This is a genomic window from Methylomonas sp. LL1 (assembly GCF_015711015.1).
Lineage (GTDB): Bacteria > Pseudomonadota > Gammaproteobacteria > Methylococcales > Methylomonadaceae > Methylomonas.
This window is the reverse complement of sequence record NZ_CP064653.1, coordinates 1,476,591-1,495,185: the sequence shown is the minus strand read 5'-3', so window position 1 is coordinate 1,495,185 and position 18,595 is coordinate 1,476,591. Positions and strand designations below refer to the sequence as shown.

The window sequence follows — 18,595 nt, the reverse complement described above, 5'->3', positions numbered from 1 at the left end:
TGTCGCGGGTTTTGAACTTGGTTATTGTTGAAGGCCGGGTTGAATCCGGCCGCCGGGATCAATCGAATTATTTCAGTCATCAACGCGGTTATTGGAATAGCCCAAAGGTTTTTTTCCGTTGCTACACCGGCTTGAGTTGATCGAGTAAATGTTGGATCAACAACCGGCACTCGGCGGCCAAGTCCAAAATCGCTAGTTGGATGTCCGTATCGGCCGGATTTAAAATGCCGGCCAATTATAAGTTTATTGCCGGCAAAAGCTGTAATTTTTTAATAGGATAGGTCTGGATGTTGAACTTGCTGTCAACTTGGATGGCTCCAATAACTATAGTTCGTCGTAGGGGAGGCTGGAAAGGTCGGCGCATATCCGATATTTGCTGAATAGGTACTGCTTCAGCCAGCTTTCGGTGTCGGGACATTTTGCGCCGATGGCTTCGGGAATTAGCTGCAAGCGTTGCCTGACGGCATGGCGCGGCAATAGCAGCAGTTCGATGTCAGACATTGCCACGAACTTGTCTTGCAGGGTGTTTTTGCCATTGAAAATCTTGAAAAGTTGATGCTTTTTCAAATTCAAATGGGTATTCAGTTCATCCCTAAACTCCAGAAACAGCGGGATAAGATCGCAACCTATACAGGTGTCGTCGTGCAATTGGTGCAGGCGATGCAACAAATGGCATACCGCAAAGCGATATAGCTCCGATTCGCGCACGAAAAGCCGGGCCGCCGTTGAGCGCACGCCGATCCGGTCGGCATTATTCAAGCGGATTGAAACGATATGCTTTTTGTCGTCTATAGCAGTTTGATCTTCACTCAATGTCGATTCCTTGTAACTTGTACTCAAGTTAACGACAAAGAATAAAATATTTATGTTACAGGTTTATAACAGTCGCGGTTCCGTCAATGAGCCAGGCCACCGCGATCTATCGAATCGTCACAAAACAGTCATATTACGGCCTCATAATCGCCGCCATGATGAGGTTCAAGTATTTTCCGCGGCGTTTTTTTAATCACCAGTCATTATCAATACCCGCGCTGTTGGCTAAGCGATTGCCGTTCCATGCCGGGCTTCTAGCCTCGGTTTATTTGTCATATACCCTATTCAGCCTGACGCTTGCCGTACAACCAGATGACAAAGCGGGCGAGGATGGGGCATCGCGGCCGGAGCCGAGAGCCACGGCAATGGCTCCGGCGCCGGATTATTTGCAAATCAGCGATTGGCATTTGTTCGGCCAACCGGCCGCGGTTGAAGAGGCGGATCAAACCGTTTCGGCATCCCAATTGCAATTAAAGTTGTTGGGTGTGTTCTTGCTCAGCAAAAGTCCCGAAACCGCTAGCGCCATTATCCAAACCGAGGATGGCGCGCAAAAAAAATATTCACCCGGTGATGAATTACCGGGCGGCGCAACGCTGCAAACCGTTGAACAGACCCGCGTCGTGCTACTGTACAACAGCCGGCGCGAATCGTTGGCCCTCGAAAAAAATAATGCCGTTTTACTGGCCAATACCGAATAACCTCTCCTTTGTAAACCTCAGATGAAAACCAGATTGTTGATCGGCTTGATGTTGGCCATGTTTTGTCCTGTACTAGCGGCTGAGAAAGACGAGTTTTCGCTGAATCTTAAAGACGTCGACATTCGGGCATTGATCGAAACGGTAGCCGATGCCACCGGCAAAAACTTTATCGTCGATCCGCGAATTACCGGCAACATATCGGTCGTTACCTCCACCCCGATGAAGGCGGAAAAGGTCTACGACGTGTTTTTATCCATCCTTAAGGTACAGGGGTTTGCGGCGATTCCCAACGGCAACGTCATCAAAATCGTGCCGAATGTCAACGTCAAGCAGGATGGCGAAGCCAACGAGCTTCGGTCAAGCTGGCAAAATGGCGATGAACAAGTGACGCGCATCGTGCATATTCAGCATGTCGATGCCAATATGGTGGTGCAAACCTTGATGCCGTTGATGCCGCAATATGCCTTCATGGCGGCGATGCCCGAAAGTAATACCGTGATTTTGTCGGATACGGCGGCCAACGTGAATCGGCTGGCCGCCATCATCGGCCAAATCGACAAGAGCGATGTACAAAAGATCGAAGTGATCAATTTGCGGCATGCCAATGCCACCGATTTGATTCAGCCGCTGAATACCCTGATCACCAGCAGCAATGCCGGTAAAACCAGCGCCGCTCCGCCGCTGGTGGCCGACGAACGTTCCAACTCCGTTATGATCGGCGGCGATTCGGAGCTGCGTTTGCAAATGCGGGCGCTGATCGCCAATCTGGACACGCCGATAGAAAGAGACGGTAATACCGAAGTCATTTATATGCGCTATGCATTGGCCAAGGATTTGGTGGAAACCCTGACCGGAGTCGGTTCGCTGAAGGAAGACAAAACCGACAAGCCTAAAACCACGGCCAGCACCGACAAGGTTTTCGATGTTCGGGCCGATGAAGCGGCCAATGCCTTGATCATTACCGCCCCGCATGATTTGATGCGGACGCTCAAATCGGTAGTCAGGCAACTGGATGTGCGCCGCGCCCAAGTCCACATCGAAGCCATCATTGCCGAAGTGACTTACGGCAAGGATCAGCAAATCGGTGTCGAGTGGCAAACCAAGGAAGACAGCGATGTGTTCGGAGCCTATCGAAACAGCGCCGGCAATTCCCTAGACCTTTCGGAATTTATTAAAAGTGTCGGCAAGGGCTTAAGCGTCGGTTATTTGGCCGGCAGCGAATTGAAGGCTTTGTTGACCGCGTTTGCTCGAGATAAAGACGTGAATATTCTGTCGACGCCTTCCATCGTGACCTTGGATAACGAGGAAGCCAGCATCATCGTCGGTCAGAACGTGCCGATGGTCACAGGCCAATACACTACCAACAACACCAGCGGCGGCAGCAATCCGTTTCAGACCATACAGCGCGAGGATGTCGGCATCAAGTTGAAGGTCATGCCGCAGATCAGCGAGGGCAATGCCGTCAAGCTGAAAGTGACTCAGGAAGTATCCAGCGTCGATCCGGCGACATCCGGCGCCGATTTGCAGACCAACAAGCGCCAGATCGAAACTTCGGTACTGGTCGATGACGGCAAGGTGTTGGTATTGGGCGGCCTGATCAAGGACGATGTGAAGGAAACCGTCGATAAAGTGCCGTTGCTGTCGGATATTCCACTACTCGGATATCTGTTTCAAAGCAACACCACCTCGATCGAAAAAGTCAATCTGATGGTATTTCTGCGTCCGCAAATTTTGAGGGACACCCATAAAGCCGCGAGTGTGACTACGGATAAATACAATTTGATGCGGGACAAACAGCAGGAATTTAATCAAGACGGTGTGTTCTTGATGCCGGGCGAAGCACAGCCGTTGTTGAACGGTTTGCCGGACGGCGGTTACAAATTTCCGGATAATCCGGACGGAGTAGAGGGCGATGGAAGCTGATAAGGACTCGATTGCCGCCGTCGATGACTTCCGCTTGCCGGCCTACGGTTTTGCCAAGCGCCACGGCGTGATCGTGCGGGAATACACGGATAGCGCGGCCTGCATCGCCTACCATGGCAAGGCCTCGGCGACAGCCTTGCTGGAGGCGCGGCGCTTCGTTGATAGGCCGGCGAGCTTCGAACAAGTCAGCGAAGAGGATTTTGAACGCCTGTTGCAGGCGGTTTACGAACACAAAACCGGTCATGCCCAACGCATGGTTGACGACATGCAGGACAATATCGACCTGTCCGACATGGCCCTGCATCTGCCGAAACCGGAAGACCTGCTGGAAAGCGAGGACGAGGCGCCTATCATCCGCCTGATCAATGCGCTGTTGACCGAGGCCATCAAGGAAAATGCCTCGGATATTCATATCGAGAGTTACGAAAAACGCATGGTGGTGCGGTTCCGGGTCGACGGCACCTTGCGGGAAATCATCGAGCCGCAGCGCGAATTTGCGCCGATGGTGATTTCCCGGCTGAAGGTGATGGCCAAGCTGGACATCGCCGAAAAACGCTTGCCGCAGGACGGCCGCATCTCGCTGAATATCGGCGGCCGCACCGTCGACGTCCGGGTGTCGACCCTGCCGTCCGGCCACGGCGAACGGGTGGTGTTGAGGTTGCTGGACAAGCAGGCCAACCAGTTGAGTCTGAAACAGGTCGGCATGTCGGACTACGAGCTGAACAGCATCCAGAACATGATTGCCCGCCCGCACGGCATCATCCTGGTGACGGGGCCGACGGGTTCCGGCAAGACAACCAGCCTCTATGCCGTGGTCAATCAGCTCAATCAACGCAGCCGCAATATCCTCACCGTCGAGGATCCGATCGAATATTACCTGGACGGCGTCGGCCAGACCCAGGTCAACAGCAAGGTGGACATGACCTTTGCCAAAGGCTTGCGCGCCATTCTGCGGCAGGACCCGGACATCGTCATGGTCGGCGAAATTCGCGACAGGGAAACCGCCGAAATCGCCGTGCAGGCCAGTTTGACCGGCCATTTGGTGCTATCGACGCTACATACCAACACCGCCGTCGGCGCCATCACCCGCTTGCGTGACATGGGAATCGAGCCGTTTTTATTGGCATCGAGTCTGGTCGGAGTGATCGCCCAGCGGCTGCTGCGAAAACTGTGCCCACATTGCAAGCAGGCCGAGCAAGTGCCCGGGAGGGATCTGACGAGGCTGGGCTATGCCGGCGACGATCAGGCGCTTGTCACCGTCTATCAAGCACAAGGTTGCCCACATTGCCATGACCACGGTTACAAGGGCCGCGCCGGTATTTTCGAGATGATCATGCTAGACAGTACCATGCAACAGTTGATCCACGATGGTGCCGGCGACCTCGAATTGGAGAGACAGGCACGGTTGTCCTCGCGCAGCATTCAACAAAGCGCGCTGGAAAAAGTCCTGAGCGGCGAAACCAGTTTCGACGAAGCCATCCGCATCACCTTGAAGGATTGATAGCCATGGCGGTGTTCGAGTATCAGGCCATCAACGGCAAGGGCAAGTCGGTCAAAGGCACGCTGGAAAGCGACACCATTAAAAGCGCCCGCCAGCAGCTGAAGAGCAACGATTTAACCCTGCTGGAGATTCAGGAAGTCCATAAAAAAGAACATGCAGGTGGGTCGCCGCTGCTGGCCCAGCGCATCAGCATGCGCCATCTGGCCCACATTACCAGGCAGCTGGCGGCATTGCTCAAATCGGGGCTGGCGATAGACGAGGCGCTGGGCATCATCGCCAGGCAGCTGGAGTCGGCTAAAGCCCGGCGCATCTTGTTGGCGGTCAGGAGCCGGATTCTGGAAGGCCAGAGTCTGGCGATAGCCTGTCAAGCCTTTCCCAGCACCTTTCCGCCGCTGTACCGCGCCACCATCGAAGCCGGCGAATCGTCCGGTAAACTCGATCAGGTGCTGGAAAAACTGGCCGATTATTTAAGCGATAAGGGCCAGCTCTACCGCAAATTGCAGATGGCGATGATCTATCCGGTGCTGCTGTCGTCGGTATCCTTGCTGGTAGTGATCGGACTGTTGGCCTACGTGGTGCCGGAAATCACCGGCGTGTTCGACAAGATGGGGCATGAGTTGCCGGCCATCACCCAGGCCCTGATCGCTTGCAGTGATTTTCTGAAGAACAACGGTTTGATTCTGCTGCTGATGGCGATCGCCTTGTCGGTTGCAGCCAAACTGGTGCTGCGCAAACCGGAACCGCGGATGGTCTTTCACCGTTTCTTGTTGACCATGCCGATAACCGCGCCCTTTTCCAAGGGCATGAATACCGCCCGTTTTACCCGCACCCTGGCGATCCTGACCAATAGCGGCGTGGAATTGCTGGAAGCCTTGAAAATTTCCGCCCAAGTGTTATCCAACAATGCCATGCAGCAAGCGGTGGCCAACACCGCCGTCAGGGTTCGCGAAGGCCAGAGCCTGAACAAGGCGCTGGAAGCCAGCGGCCTGTTTCCGCCGGTAACCATACATCTGGTCGCCAGCGGCGAGGCCAGCGGCCAGTTGCCGCGCATGCTGGAAAGCGCCGCCGACGATCAGGAACGCGATATTCAGGCGCTCACCGAATTGACCATGGGTTTGTTCGAGCCGGCCTTGATCTTGTTCATGGGCCTGGTGGTGCTGACCATCGTGCTGGCGATTCTTTTGCCGATTTTCGAGATGAACCAGTTGATTCGCTAACAAATTGCTTCAGCCACCGCGCGCGGCAAGGCTGTAACGAAATCGACATGTTGCCATGCTACGCTGAGCTTTTTTACTAGATATGGAGACAATATGCGATTCGGTTACGTTTTGTTGTGTTTGTCGAGTCTGTTGCCTTACGGGGCACAAGCTTCGATAGAGTTCGGTAGCGTGGCTTGTTCCGACAGCTTAACTTTCGATGACAGCAACGGTATAACCTTAAGCTGTAGCGGCGATTTGTCCTTGACTGACGGTGTCGTCTCCTCGGATACCGGTATCTTTTTAAGGGCAACAGGCGATCTTAGCCTGAGAGGTCTTAGTCTGTTCGCGCCCTTAATCGAGTTGTCAGCCAATACCATGCAATTTTTTTCCGATGTCACGCTGACGGGGGAATCGATTATCGTCTCCGCCACCAACGGGATTAGCCGCAATGGCGAATTGTTGCCGGCCCGAGGAGGCAATCTGTCCGTGGTTGCCGGTAGGGAAATCGTTGTTCCGGATAGGGAAGTCTTGGAATTGCTTCCGATGGACAGGGTTTCCCTTTCCGCTGGCGGCGATATTTCGCTTGAGATTAGCCGCGATGGTGAATTGTTGCGGGCGCGGGAGGGCAATTTGTTCGTGGTTGCCGCTAGGGAAATCGTTGTCCCGGATAGAAAACGCTTGGAATTGCTTCTCATGGACGGAGTTTCTCTTTCTTCAGGTGGCAATATTGCGTTGAATGCTACCGTCGTTCCAATACCCGGCACGGCCTTTCAATTGTTGATGGGACTTGTGGCTTTTATGCTTCCCGGGCTGATGCGTAAAAATAATGCATAATCGAACGCTAAGCGCTAGGGCACGCAATGCGTGCCCTAGCGTTGGGTTAAACCGAAACGGCGCGACGGCGAGACGCGCCAACCAAGCCCAATAAGGCCGAGCCGAACAACCACACCGCGCCCGGCACCGGCACCGCCGAGACTTTAAACAGCGATGTGGTGCCGCTGACTTCGTTGGCTACCGCCAGGAAGCTGCCTTGGGCATTGCCGAAGAAACTCAAGCCTTCCGGACTGACGTCACCCGTGGTGAAGATCATATCCAAAAACGCAATGTTAGCCAGGTCGGTCAAATCCCATACCATCACGGCATTGGCGCGCTCCAGGCCTAAAAACAGTAAGTCGCGGCCATTGACCTTGCCAACCACCGCGCTTTCCGGTTCAGGGCCTTTATTGTCGCTACGGCCGTCATCCCAAAGCGATGGAAATTGCGCGCTGATGATTTGCTCCAGCTGATCGCCAGAGTCAAATACGATATTGCCGGCAACATCCAGAATCGAGAACGAACGGGCACCGAATACTTGGATTTCGTCCAAGTCGCCATCGCCATCCAGATCGCCGCTGGTACTGGAAATGTTTAGGCGGTTGAGTTTGTCGTTGTTGGTTTTCCAGTCCGGGCCGAACTCCGCGGCCAAGTCGGCGGCCAGGGCCGGATCGATATTGGCCGAGCCGAGGCGGACTTCATCGTTACCACCCGGCCAATCGGCGCGTGAGTCGCCTTCGTTGGCGATGACATAAAACTGGTTGCCGTTGTTGTCGAAGCTGGCGATGCCATCCGGCATATACAGACCCTTGATGTTCCAGTTTTGGATGTTGCCGTTCAACGGATTGCTGCCGGCTCCGTCGCGATCGGATACATCCAAACCGTTGCCGGGCAGGCTGTGGTCTTTCATACCCAGAGCCTTGATGCCGGTCACGGTGGCGCTGGCGATGTCGACGATGGCGACCGAGTTGGCTTCCTGCAAGGTGACCATGGCGCTACTGCCATCCCGGCTGACGGCAATGTATTCAGGCTCCAGATCTTGCGCCACGCTGGCATTGGGTCCGGTCAAACGCACGCCTGCGGCTTTCAGCGCGGCGGCCTGGCTATTAAAGGCTTCGAAGCCGGCGGTTTGCAGGTTATAACCGGTGCTGTCGATAATGCTGACCGAGCCTAGCGGGTCGCCGCTCGGGCCGGTCAAATAACTGCCGGGTTCGCCCTCGTTCGCCACCAATAACTTACCGCCATTCGGGGTGAAGGTGACCGCGTCCGGATTGGCGCCGACAGTCACGTCTTGCAGCACGTTATAAGTACCGGTGTCGTAGAAACGCACCAAACCGGCATCGGTTTTAACCGGCGCGGTAATGGCGACAGCGGCTTGGCCGTTTTTGACCGCCACACTGTTGATACCGCCTAGTGAACGGGTATCGATGCTTTGCAACAGGTTGCCGGACAAATCCAGGACATCAATACCACCAAAACCCAAATTAGCCTGGTTGGCATCGGTGCCTATCACCCATAAATGCAGGTTATCGGCATCATAGGCCACGATTTCGGAACCCTTGGCGTTGGTAACCGAGTGGTCGAAAGTCCATTCCAGGTTCCAGTCAAAGTTGCTGGCCGCTCCAGCGGTGGTCGAAGCCAGCGCGGCGGCGATGGCAACAACGATACGTCTGCGTTTCATACGGTAATACCCCTTGTTAACTTAATCAATGAATTGGCGATCCGAAGCGTGCTTCGACGGCAACGCTTTCGTGTGAACTGCTTCACACAAGGGCATGGTAAGAGGGCTTTATGACAGCACGATGAATGCCGGGGCCGAGATGCGAATGCCGACAGGTTTTGTCACATGCCTGTCACGTTGGTCTTTTAAGATTGATCCCACAACGGCCGAATGCCGGCTATCCGTTTGCACAACCTTTTTTTAATGGCATGAACAACAAAATACAGCAAGGTTTTACCCTGATCGAAGTGATGATCGTCGTCGTTATTCTCGGCATTCTGGCGTCCATCGTGGTGCCCAAAATCATGGGCAGACCGGACGAAGCTCGCGCCACGCGTACCTTGCAGGATATACGCGCCATCACCGCCGCATTGGACCTGTACCGGCTGGATAACTTCAGTTATCCGACCACCGAGCAAGGTCTGGAGGCGTTGGTGCAAAAACCGGCCAATCTGGCGCAAGGCGCTCATTGGAAGCAGGGCGGTTATCTGGATAAATTGCCGGTCGATGCCTGGGGTAAACCGTATTATTACCTGCAACCCGGCTTGCATGGCGAGTTCGATTTGTATTCCTTCGGTGCTGACGGCGTGGAAGGCGGCAACGAAGCCAACGCCGACATTGTCAACTGGGACATAAAATAAGCACTGTGGATTGGCATTGAAAACACAGGGATTCACGCTGATCGAATTGTTGATCGTAATGGTATTGATCGGCTTGATGACCGGCATGGCAATGTTGTCCATGGGCAATGCCGATCGAAGCAAACCATTGCAATTGGAAGCGCAACGTTTATCCAAATTACTGCTGTTGGCGGAACAGGAAGCGATGATACGCGGCGAGGGCATGGCGATTGAGTTGTTTCAGGAGGGCTACCGGTTTTTAAGCTGGCGCCAAGGCCAATGGCAACCGGAAACGCTGGATTCGCTGTTCAAACCGCGCAATCTGGATGCCGGAATCCAACTAAGCTTTCAGCTGGAACGGGAATCGGTCTATTTAAACCCTCGAGCCGGCATGACCCAGCAGCCACGGCCCCAGATTGTGCTGGCTCCGGATGGTGGGATAGAGGACTTGCAGATCGGTATCCAGGCTAAAAATAGCGAAACCCGCTACCTCGTTGCCAATAGCGATCAGGAAGGCTGGCGAGTCGCAAACCTTGAGTCCAGGCCATGACAGCCACGGGCAAGGCCGGCAAAAGCGCTGGTTTTACATTATTGGAAGTCTTGATTGCATTGGCGCTGCTGGCGATTCTGATGGCCGGCTTGATCAAGATCAGCGCGGATAACACGCAAAACCTCTGGTATCTGGAAAACAAAACCATTGCCGCGCAGGTGGCGGCCAATCATGCGGTTCAACTGCGGCTCGATCGGGAAGCGCCGGAAAAGTCTGACGGCTGGGACAGCATGGCCGGACGGCGCTGGTATTGGCAAGCTCGGCGCGATGTTGCCGGCACGCTCGACTCGGGTGTGCGCCGTTACCGGATCGAGGTGTTTCTGGAAGGCGATCAGGCGCCTTATGCCGGCTTGATAAGTTTCGTTGCGGCGGGTTCATGAATCATCCGCTTGAATTAAGGCGATTTATGGCAATAAATGTACCCAATCCAAGCAATTTGCCGTTGACTGAGCGGAGTCGAAGTTCGGCTACTTCGGCTTCGCTCAGCACAAGTCCGCTCAGCCCGCGGCCGCTTCGCGGACATTGGCTTATTTCAAGCTATCGGTGTTTATGATTAGCGGGCCGCTGGCGAATCGCGGCTTTACGCTGCTGGAGATTTTGATTGCGCTGGCCGTTTTCGCCATCATGGCGGCCATGGCCTATGCCGGTTTGACTGCGGTGCTGGATACCCGGCAAGCAACCGAAACCCGCTCAGGCAGTCTCTCGCAGCTGCAACAGTTGCTGTATCTACTGAATGAGGATTTAAGCCAGGCCGTGCAGCGGCCGGTCCGCGACGAATTAGGAACCGAGCAACCGGCTTTTTCGGGCGGTAATGGCGAGGAATTGCTGACGTTCACCCGTAGTCTGCCCGACTGGCTGGATTCGCCCAACCGCAGCCATTTGCAACGGGTTAGTTATCGCCATGAAAACGGCGCTATATACCGGCAAGTATGGAACATACTCGACCGCACTCAGCAAACTCAATCTCGCCGCCGCAAAATACTCGATTCGGACTCTGTCGAGCTGCGGTTTTATGGCAAGGAATGGTCCAATAACTGGCCGGCCGTGGGCGGTGTGATACCGAAAGCAGTTGAAGTAAAGCTTGGCCAGGCCGGTTTGGGCGAAGTCAGGCGGCTGTTTCTGGTGTATCCATAATGGCAAAACTGCCCGCCGAACGAGGCATTGCGCTGATAACGGTGATGTTGGTGCTGAGTATTGCCACGCTGGCGGTAGTCTCCATGTCGACCGCGCGCCAGATGGATATACGCAGGACCGAAAATCAGCTGCGCGCGATGCAGGCCTGGGAATATGTTTACGGCTTGGAGAGTTGGGCAACCAACGTCCTGCGGACTGATGGCAAGGATAACGAACGCGATGCCTTGAACGAGAGCTGGGCCAAGCCGTTACCGAAAACGGCGGTGGCGCAAGGCTCGCTACAAGCCGAAATCGTCGATTTACAAGGGCGTATTAATCTGAACAATTTAGTAGTCGATGGCGAGGTCAGCCAGGAGGACGTCAAACGTCTGCGGCGGCTTTTGCATAGTCTGGAGCTGAAGCCGGAACTGGTGGACGCCATGCTGGATTGGATCGATGGCGACATGGAAATCCGTTATCCGCATGGGGCCGAGGATGAAGCCTATACCCGGCGAAAGCCGCCGTACCGGGCAGCCAACCGTTCGTTTGCCGACGTCAGCGAATTGCTGCTGGTCCAGGGCATGAGCCTGGAGCAGTATCGTAAATTGCTGCCCTATATTTACGTGACATTTGGCTATGCACCATTGAATGTCAATACCGCCGGCGCCACGGTGTTGCGTTGCTTGGCCGACGACATCAGCGCCGACCAGGCCGAATCGATATTCAGAGCCGGCGGCAAACCTTTTACCGACATCGCTGATTTTCTAAAGGACGAAGCGGTTAGCGCTACCATAATCGGCAAATATGGATTGGCTGTGACGAGCCAGTATTTTTTACTCACGGGGCAAATCGAGATGGGTCAAACCCGGTTTATGTTCGAATCGCAGCTGCAGCGTAGCCGGCAAGGGCTAGTTACACTACAGAAAAGGCAACGCCGGAGTCCCGCGCATGGCTGAAACCCTGTTGGTCAGATTGGGTCATGATGCCGGGCGGCATCCGGAATGGCTGGCGCTAACCGAGACCCCAAGCCAGCCGCAAACCGGTAGTTGGCGGGAGTTGGCCGATGCGGCCAATGGCCGGCAAACCATCGGTTTGTTGCCGGCTACTACTGTGTTGCTGCTGGAGATTGAGCTGCCGGTCAAAAGCAATGCCCAAATCAAAAAAGCCCTGCCTTTCGCCCTGGAGGAGCAGTTGGCCGACGATGTCGATAATTATCATCTGGTCTGGTTTCGGCAGGCAGCGGGCAAACTGGCGGTGGCGGTGGTGTCCCATCGGAAAATGATAGACAGCATCGCCTATTTTCAGCGGGCCGGCATCGAGCTCGACGCCATTTATCCCGAAAGCCTGTGTCTGCCGTATCAGCCCGGCAGTTGCTCGATGCTGGTCGAAAGCGATTGCGTCACCTTACGGACCGGTCCGCTGCAAGGCATGGGTATCGATGCCGGTTTTTTTCCTCGGCTGCTAGACGTATTGCAACAAGCGGGGCCGGAATGTCGACAGTGGCGCTTATGGTCGAGCCAACCCGCCGGCGCGTTGCGCCAACTGCTGCCGCCGGACACCCTGGAACAGTCGCTGGACACGGCCTGGCAACTGTTCGGCCAATCTTATAAAAGCGCAAGCGAGCTGAATTTGCTGAGCGGGCCTTACGCGCCCAGGGCCAATGATGAAGGCGACTGGCGCCGCTGGCTGCCGGCGACGGGTATTCTGCTATTGGCGATGGCTATCCAACTCGGTGGCCAGCTGAATCAGAACCGGCAACAACAGGCTGAATTGCAAAGCTTGGAGACGCAAACCCTGGAACTATTCAAACAGACTTTTCCGGACATCAAACGCATAGTCAATGTCAAAGCTCAGGCCGATCAGCAATTGATGGCCTTGAAAAAGCAAAGCGGCGAAGGAGCCGGCGCATTCATGCGGGTTTTATATGGCAGCGGTGAAATTCTGAAAGAATTCCCCGAAGCGCGATACCAACAACTGAGTTTTGCTGACGGTGCAGTGCTGCTGCGGCTTAAAACCGCCGATAGCGGCCGGCTGGAATCATTCAAACAACGGCTGCAAAGCCGATTCCGGGTCAACAGCAAGACAGTCGACGGCAGTTCAAACGGAGCGGAGGCACGGCTTGAAATTCGAGAACACTGAAATACTCAAGCGCTGGCGGGCCTTATCGGGCAGAGAGCGATTAATGCTGATGGCCGGGGTTGGAGGGCTTTGCCTGTATGCTTTATACCAGTTGGCTTACCGGCCATTGCTGGAGCAAAGCAGTTTGCTGCAACAGCAAATTCAATCCCAGCGCCAAATATACCGGCATTTACAACAAGTCGGCGCCGAAGTGGAGGTTTTACGCCAAAGCGGCGTGGTGCAAACCGAAGCGGAAAGCGCGAGTCAACCGCCGCTGGCGCTGATAGACGCCAGTAGTCAGCAACTACAAATTAAACCCGCCATTAAAAGTTTGCAACAAGAAGGCGACGATCAAGTCGCTGTATCGCTGGAGCAAGTCTCCTTCGATAAGCTGGTCTACTGGCTGGCTATTTTGGAAACCAAGCATGGCCTGCGGGTGCTGAGGATGGACATGGCCGATCAGTCCGAGGCGAACGGTTTGGTCAGCGTCAAGCTGATGATCGGCCGTGGCTAGGCCATTTTTGCCATATAGCCGCGACCCCATTAAAGCCAACTAAAGGTTTAGGCATTAAGGATTGGGTTGGAAATAATTTCCATAATGGGGCGATTTTAATCGTCCTGGGCGAATGACCCGTAAGAGCGCGTAGCGAATTCGCTCCTACGGGACTTCCAAGCAGAGGTTGTGTGGGAGGGGCTTTAGCCGCGACGATAATACTTAGGTCGCGGTTAAGGCACCTCCCACGCAGCCGGCATCCGATCGCAAAAAGATACTTCCGACTAAATCCAAATCCCTTCGGCTCGACCCAGCCGCCGATAAAACCCTCCCTCGGTTATTCCACTAATCCACAGTCTATCGATGCAATACGAATGTATTACGTTTCCGAAGAATGTAACCGTTCTGTAACGGTAATGCAGTGATTGCACAGGGATAATGCGCGGCAACAGATGACCGGCTGGATCGGTCATGGCCGAATCGGGATTGACTAGGGAACAGGGACGGCACGAATAGGGAGTGGGTAAGGGAAGAGGGTAGGGAGTAGGTCAGGGGAAAATGAAGGATGGTAGCGGGGATGCGCCACTCTTTGAGTGTTAGACAGGAAAGTGTGTAAAAGCCAAACCCGTCGCGAGGCGGGGACGGAAAGTCACGGGTCTTGAATTGTTAGTCATGCTTGCTTGCGAGTAGCTGGAGTTAAGAGCTTGCCGCTCCCCCCGGAGCGGCAATGACAGGGAAAACGATAAAAGACGGCCGGGCTGTCACCTTATGTATTCAAATTTTTTAAACATGAGGATAAACCATGAAACATTTTGCAAAAGTGGCCGTGGCCGCGGTTTTGATGGCGGGAGCCGGTGCGGCTAACGCGAGTATCGCATACGACCAAGGCAGCAATAACGAAGCCTATATGTCGGCCTACGACTTTACCACCGGTAAAACCTTTACCTTCGATACCGGTGTTAGTTTCGGCCAATTGTTGTCCAACGTCGCCAATGCGGCCTACAGCTTGTCTTTTGATTTTTCCAACGATAGCAACTGGCTGAACTTCATCACCGGTGCCGCTACCGACAAAATCAAGTGGGCTGTTGCCGTAGGGAGTTTAGATGATCTAGGCGCCATGATTACTCAGAACAATGCTGTTGTTGATATCGATCCAGCTGGTACTTTCTTTACCCTTCAAGCTGGTGCCACCATTCAAGCACATGCCATCGAAATCAATTCCAAGGTTGTGGTCAACAATACGCAAAATCTGAGCACAATCGCTTTGGATAGTGAAGGTGCAGGCCTGGGTCAACACGCCAACGCAGCCAGCGTTTGGGGTGGTCATAACCAAGACCCGCAAGCCGACTACGGCCAGTCCATCGGCTTCCAGTTGGGCATGATGAATCTGGATGAAAACAGTCCTAACTTTGGCCTTGGTCAAACCATTCCGACTACTTTCGCCGGCAAATGGACTCTGGCCGGCAACAGCCTGACCTACGCTGCCGCTCCCGCTGCGGTACCCGTTCCGGGCGCGGTCTGGATGTTCGGCGCCGGTCTGATGGGTTTGTTGGGCCTCAATCGCCGTAAAACCGCGGCATAAGCCGCGCTTCGCTTCCGGTGCTTATCCGGAAGCGTCTTTTTAAACTTAGCGAGACAATCACATGAAAAAGTTAGTTCTAAGCATGGCCGTATCCTCGGCGATGATCAGCGGTGCGGCTTTCGCCGACATCACAGTGGATGGCCAAGGCAAGGTCGTCGTTACGCAGACCGATACCTATGAAGTCTATTTGTCAGGCGCTTCCGCCGCGCTGGATTATATCGAAGGCTTGGCCACCAACGTCAACGTGCCGCTGGCCGAGCGCATGTGCGATTCCAGCAAGCCGATTTATAAGTTCAAGGACCAGATCACCGGTAAGGAACAAGATGCCTATTATTGCTCGCTGAACCCCAGCAATCCGCAATTGGTCGGCCTGGCCGGCAATAAAACCAATCTGTTGATCTACAAACGCAGCGAAGGCGGTTCGGCGCAAGGCGTCAATCCGCTGATCGACGATGCCAAGGGCAATGCCGCCAGTGCGACAATTTCGTTTTTGAACGTCGATCCTAGCGTGTGTGGCGTACCGTCCGCGCCTAGCCCGGTTTTGCGCACCGCTACCTGTACCTATAACAGCGCGGTGGTCGGCCAGCATCAAATGCATGTTCCCGACTTCGGTATCTCCGACGTCGACCCTGAACAATTCCGCGGTGTCAATACCCCTGCGGGTTTCTCGCCTGTTGCTACCAGCGACACCAGTTTGCTGCAAATCGAGTCCGCCGCCGGCCAAGTGTTCGGTATCGGCGCCACGCTGAAACTGCGTAACGCTTTGCAAGCAGCGCAATTTCCCGCTAGCAGCGTTTGTAACCCCGCCAATGCCGGCTATACCACCGGTTTGAACGGCACCGCCGAATCCGAAGCCTGTATGCCTAGCCTGTCGCGCGACTTGGTCGCCAGTATTGGTCTGGGTGAGTTGGATAGCTGGAATGATGTGCGTTTTGGCGCCAACAAGTTGTTCGATACCGCTCCCGCGGCCTATAAAGCCGGCAATCAACGCGTTCACTTTTGTACTCGCGTCAATGGTTCCGGTACCAAGGCTCAGTTCACCGTCAAGTACTTGAACTACCCTTGCGCCTTGCCTTCCGCAACCGCGCCTGCTCCTGGCAACCCTAGTACTCCTGAACTGGTCGCGGCTACCAAGATTCATGCCATGTCCACTTCAGGTGGCGTGTCCGAGTGCTTGACCGAGTTGGATACCATGGTCAACAGCGTCGGTAGCGCATTTAACAATACCTTTACTAGCGGCAACGGCCGCTGGGCGATCGGTATTCACGGTACCGAGAAAAACGCCAAGCAAACCGAAAGCTGGCGTTTCGTCAAAATCAACGGCGTAGCACCGACGCTGCAAAACGCGGCTAACGGCACCTATCTGGACTGGGTTGAGCTGACCTTCCAATACGCGAAAAACCATGCCTTCGAGGCCGGCGAAAAAGCCATCGTTGACGAGTTCATCAAGGCCGCAGGCAACCCAGCGGTTTTGGCGGCACTGAATGCCAACTTCTCGCATCCGTTCGGCGCGGCCGGTTATTTGGCTTCACCAAGAAACTACACGCCGGATGCCAATGGCTTGGTTAACCTGGCGGGTCCTATCAACCCCTACAGCCACGCTACCTCAGCTGAAGGTGTTAACAACTGCCGGGTTCCGACCGTTTACAACCTGGGATCACCAGCCGGCGCCGGTGTGCAGCTGAAATAATCGCAATCGCTGATTGTGAAATCATCGCGGCCAGGGACGGCCGCAACCCCTATGATCAACCCGCTGTTTCCACATAGTGTAGGCAACGATTTACAGGGCCGAGCCAGGGAAACAGATCAAAATGGAGAAGGAAAAGCATGAATAGCCTCTATAAACAGACATTGATCGCGGCCGCCATTACGTTTTCCTCCGCGTCAAGCGCTTTTGCCAGTCTACCCTGGATCGGTAGCGCCGATTATCTGGCCGCGCCCGGTGCGCAAAATGACGAAGCACTGGTCGGACCGTTCGATACCTACGATTTCGGCGCCGGCATAGGTTTGATCGTACCCGATAGCAGTGTTGCGGTAGGAAATACTTTTAGCGGCTGGATTCAAACCATGGTCAACAGCCATATTTTGGGCGGTACCGGCATCAGCGTGCCGCAGTTGAATACCACCGGTACTGGCGGTGGGTTTGAATTGACCGTGATTTCCCAGTTTAGCGGTACATACACCTCGTTGATCGGAGGTTTGTTGGGTTTTACCATCGATAGCGGTACGGCCAGCATGATGTTCGATTCCAATCCTAACTTCAGTTTCGCCAACGATACCGGCTTTAGCGATGGCAATGCCATCTTGACTGGCGGCATCACCGGCGGTTCTGGGTTTGTCAACATGAATGTCGGCTACGGTTTCGAAGCCGTGTCGTTGGGTTTTACCGGCGCTTTGGCCGTGGTTGATCCTAATGTGTACAGTCCGAGCACTATCGATGGCGGTACCGCGTTGTTTTCCATCACCGCTTTAGGCCCATTTACCAGCACGCCCGTGATCAGCCAGGTTATCGGCGGCGACAATAGCGTGATGGGTAATTCAGCTGTCAATGGTCAATTGTTCGAGTTGGACGGTAAATTGCAGCTAACCGCGGTTCCGGTTCCGACCTCGGCCTGGTTGTTCTTGAGTGGCATGATGGGTTTATTGGCGTTCAATAGAAAAAAACCGTTGGCGGCTTGATACGCCCCAATGGCAGTTTGTTGGCTGACCCTAGCCGGAGCATCGAAGGATGATCCGGCTTTTTTATATTAAAGCGAATCGTTAAAAATCCCCTCTCTCTCCGAGGCTGTGTTGCGGCCGCAAGAACTCAAAAGACTTACGCGGCAGTTACAAGCCGACGCTATTGGCCAACGACAGCAGGGTGATCGCCGTTCAGCGAACGACACATATTTGATATTGGCAATGGGTACAAACTTTCTCAAAAATCACCTAAGTGCATCCCGCCGGCGAAAAACCTTGAAAATAGGCAAACAGATTTTGTTTGATGTGGCCCTGATTTCCCATCAGCTTCTTCGTGTCCAGCGGCTAGGTGATGTAAAAGCTTTGACCGGCCTTGCGCGGCAGGAATGGTTCGGATTGAGGCGGGGCTTGCGGTATTGCAACAAATTGCAGATCAGCGCATGAAAAATGCATAAAAAACCCGCTAAGTCAGTGACTTGCGGGTTTTAATTTTTTTGTATGCTTGTGGCGGAGAAAGAGGGATTCGAACCCTCGATACGTTGCCGTATACACACTTTCCAGGCGTGCGCCTTCGACCGCTCGGCCATCTCTCCTGCAAGCAATTATCTGTTCATTATCAACCAAATCGTCGTTTATTGCAATCTTGTTAGGCAATTTTAAGCACCGAAGGCCTTTGAGTCTATTCGGGGCAGGCAGGTTAAACGCCAAAAACTACAACCGATACTTTGACTTACGCACAACGGATGGCAATCGATGGTAAATTATCGACTTCT

18 protein-coding genes, 1 tRNA gene and 1 riboswitch are annotated in these 18,595 nt (G+C 54.2%); of the genes, 16 read left to right on the top strand and 3 right to left on the bottom strand.

Features of this window, described 5'->3' with window-relative positions; genetic code table 11:
• Positions 1 to 324 precede the first annotated feature (324 nt).
• Positions 325 to 813 carry a hypothetical protein gene (locus IVG45_RS07260; protein ID WP_196437186.1) on the bottom strand — a complete coding sequence of 163 codons (489 nt, stop codon included), beginning with the start codon at positions 811 to 813 and terminating at the stop codon, positions 325 to 327.
• Between the two features lie 155 nt (positions 814 to 968).
• On the opposite strand from IVG45_RS07260, the gene IVG45_RS07255 reads away from it, so the two are divergent.
• The 5 genes from IVG45_RS07255 to IVG45_RS07235 all read left to right on the top strand — a co-directional run bounded on the left by IVG45_RS07255 (position 969) and on the right by IVG45_RS07235 (position 6,968).
• Positions 969 to 1,511 carry a type II secretion system protein N gene (locus IVG45_RS07255; protein ID WP_196437185.1) on the top strand — a complete coding sequence of 181 codons (543 nt, stop codon included), beginning with the start codon at positions 969 to 971 and terminating at the stop codon, positions 1,509 to 1,511.
• Between the two features lie 21 nt (positions 1,512 to 1,532).
• Positions 1,533 to 3,434: a type II secretion system secretin GspD gene (gene gspD / locus IVG45_RS07250; protein ID WP_196437184.1), complete on the top strand. Its 1,902-nt coding sequence runs from the start codon at positions 1,533 to 1,535 to the stop codon at positions 3,432 to 3,434.
• Complete coding sequence (gene gspE, locus IVG45_RS07245) at positions 3,424 to 4,935, top strand: type II secretion system ATPase GspE (RefSeq protein WP_196437183.1); 1,512 nt, start codon at positions 3,424 to 3,426, stop codon at positions 4,933 to 4,935. Before gspD ends, gspE begins: the two co-directional genes overlap by 11 nt.
• A gap of 5 nt (positions 4,936 to 4,940) precedes the next feature.
• Complete coding sequence (gene gspF / locus IVG45_RS07240; protein WP_196437182.1) at positions 4,941 to 6,152, top strand: type II secretion system inner membrane protein GspF; 1,212 nt, start codon at positions 4,941 to 4,943, stop codon at positions 6,150 to 6,152.
• 93 nt (positions 6,153 to 6,245) lie between these two features.
• The gene (locus tag IVG45_RS07235) at positions 6,246 to 6,968 is read left to right on the top strand and encodes a hypothetical protein (RefSeq protein WP_196437181.1); all 723 of its coding nucleotides are present in this window, start codon (positions 6,246 to 6,248) and stop codon (positions 6,966 to 6,968) included.
• Between the two features lie 46 nt (positions 6,969 to 7,014).
• On the opposite strand, the gene IVG45_RS22610 is transcribed toward IVG45_RS07235, so the two are convergent.
• A complete protein-coding gene (locus IVG45_RS22610; protein ID WP_230874789.1) occupies positions 7,015 to 8,628 on the bottom strand; it encodes a choice-of-anchor I family protein in 1,614 nt (537 codons plus the stop codon).
• Between the two features lie 248 nt (positions 8,629 to 8,876).
• On the opposite strand from IVG45_RS22610, the gene gspG reads away from it, so the two are divergent.
• The 11 genes from gspG to IVG45_RS07175 all read left to right on the top strand — a co-directional run bounded on the left by gspG (position 8,877) and on the right by IVG45_RS07175 (position 18,266).
• Entirely contained in the window at positions 8,877 to 9,308 is a 432-nt protein-coding gene (gene gspG, locus IVG45_RS07225) for a type II secretion system major pseudopilin GspG (protein ID WP_196437180.1), read from the top strand.
• Between the two features lie 16 nt (positions 9,309 to 9,324).
• A complete protein-coding gene (gene gspH / locus IVG45_RS07220; protein ID WP_196437179.1) occupies positions 9,325 to 9,837 on the top strand; it encodes a type II secretion system minor pseudopilin GspH in 513 nt (170 codons plus the stop codon).
• On the top strand, positions 9,834 to 10,217 hold the full coding sequence (gene gspI / locus IVG45_RS07215) for a type II secretion system minor pseudopilin GspI (protein WP_196437178.1): 384 nt from the start codon (positions 9,834 to 9,836) through the stop codon (positions 10,215 to 10,217). The genes gspH and gspI overlap by 4 nt, the downstream gene beginning before the upstream one ends.
• A 169-nt stretch (positions 10,218 to 10,386) precedes the next feature.
• Complete coding sequence (gspJ, locus tag IVG45_RS07210; RefSeq protein ID WP_196437948.1) at positions 10,387 to 10,971, top strand: type II secretion system minor pseudopilin GspJ; 585 nt, start codon at positions 10,387 to 10,389, stop codon at positions 10,969 to 10,971.
• On the top strand, positions 10,971 to 11,906 hold the full coding sequence (gspK, locus tag IVG45_RS07205; protein ID WP_196437177.1) for a type II secretion system minor pseudopilin GspK: 936 nt from the start codon (positions 10,971 to 10,973) through the stop codon (positions 11,904 to 11,906). The genes gspJ and gspK overlap by 1 nt, the downstream gene beginning before the upstream one ends.
• On the top strand, positions 11,899 to 13,089 hold the full coding sequence (gene gspL / locus IVG45_RS07200) for a type II secretion system protein GspL (RefSeq protein ID WP_196437176.1): 1,191 nt from the start codon (positions 11,899 to 11,901) through the stop codon (positions 13,087 to 13,089). The genes gspK and gspL overlap by 8 nt, the downstream gene beginning before the upstream one ends.
• Positions 13,070 to 13,582, top strand: a complete 513-nt coding sequence (gene gspM, locus IVG45_RS07195) for a type II secretion system protein GspM (protein WP_196437175.1) — start codon at positions 13,070 to 13,072, stop codon at positions 13,580 to 13,582. The genes gspL and gspM overlap by 20 nt, the downstream gene beginning before the upstream one ends.
• Before the next feature lie 587 nt (positions 13,583 to 14,169).
• Positions 14,170 to 14,244: riboswitch (cyclic di-GMP riboswitch) on the top strand.
• A 119-nt stretch (positions 14,245 to 14,363) separates the two neighbouring features.
• On the top strand, positions 14,364 to 15,143 hold the full coding sequence (locus IVG45_RS22605) for a PEP-CTERM sorting domain-containing protein (protein WP_230874788.1): 780 nt from the start codon (positions 14,364 to 14,366) through the stop codon (positions 15,141 to 15,143).
• A gap of 61 nt (positions 15,144 to 15,204) precedes the next feature.
• A complete protein-coding gene (locus IVG45_RS07185; RefSeq protein WP_196437174.1) occupies positions 15,205 to 16,833 on the top strand; it encodes a hypothetical protein in 1,629 nt (542 codons plus the stop codon).
• Between the two features lie 137 nt (positions 16,834 to 16,970).
• Positions 16,971 to 17,822: a flocculation-associated PEP-CTERM protein PepA gene (gene pepA / locus IVG45_RS07180; protein WP_196437173.1), complete on the top strand. Its 852-nt coding sequence runs from the start codon at positions 16,971 to 16,973 to the stop codon at positions 17,820 to 17,822.
• 111 nt (positions 17,823 to 17,933) lie between these two features.
• On the top strand, positions 17,934 to 18,266 hold the full coding sequence (locus tag IVG45_RS07175; protein ID WP_196437172.1) for a hypothetical protein: 333 nt from the start codon (positions 17,934 to 17,936) through the stop codon (positions 18,264 to 18,266).
• 61 nt (positions 18,267 to 18,327) lie between these two features.
• Here IVG45_RS07175 and IVG45_RS07170 read toward each other — a convergent pair.
• Positions 18,328 to 18,415 (bottom strand) — tRNA-Ser (locus tag IVG45_RS07170).
• Positions 18,416 to 18,595 lie beyond the last annotated feature (180 nt).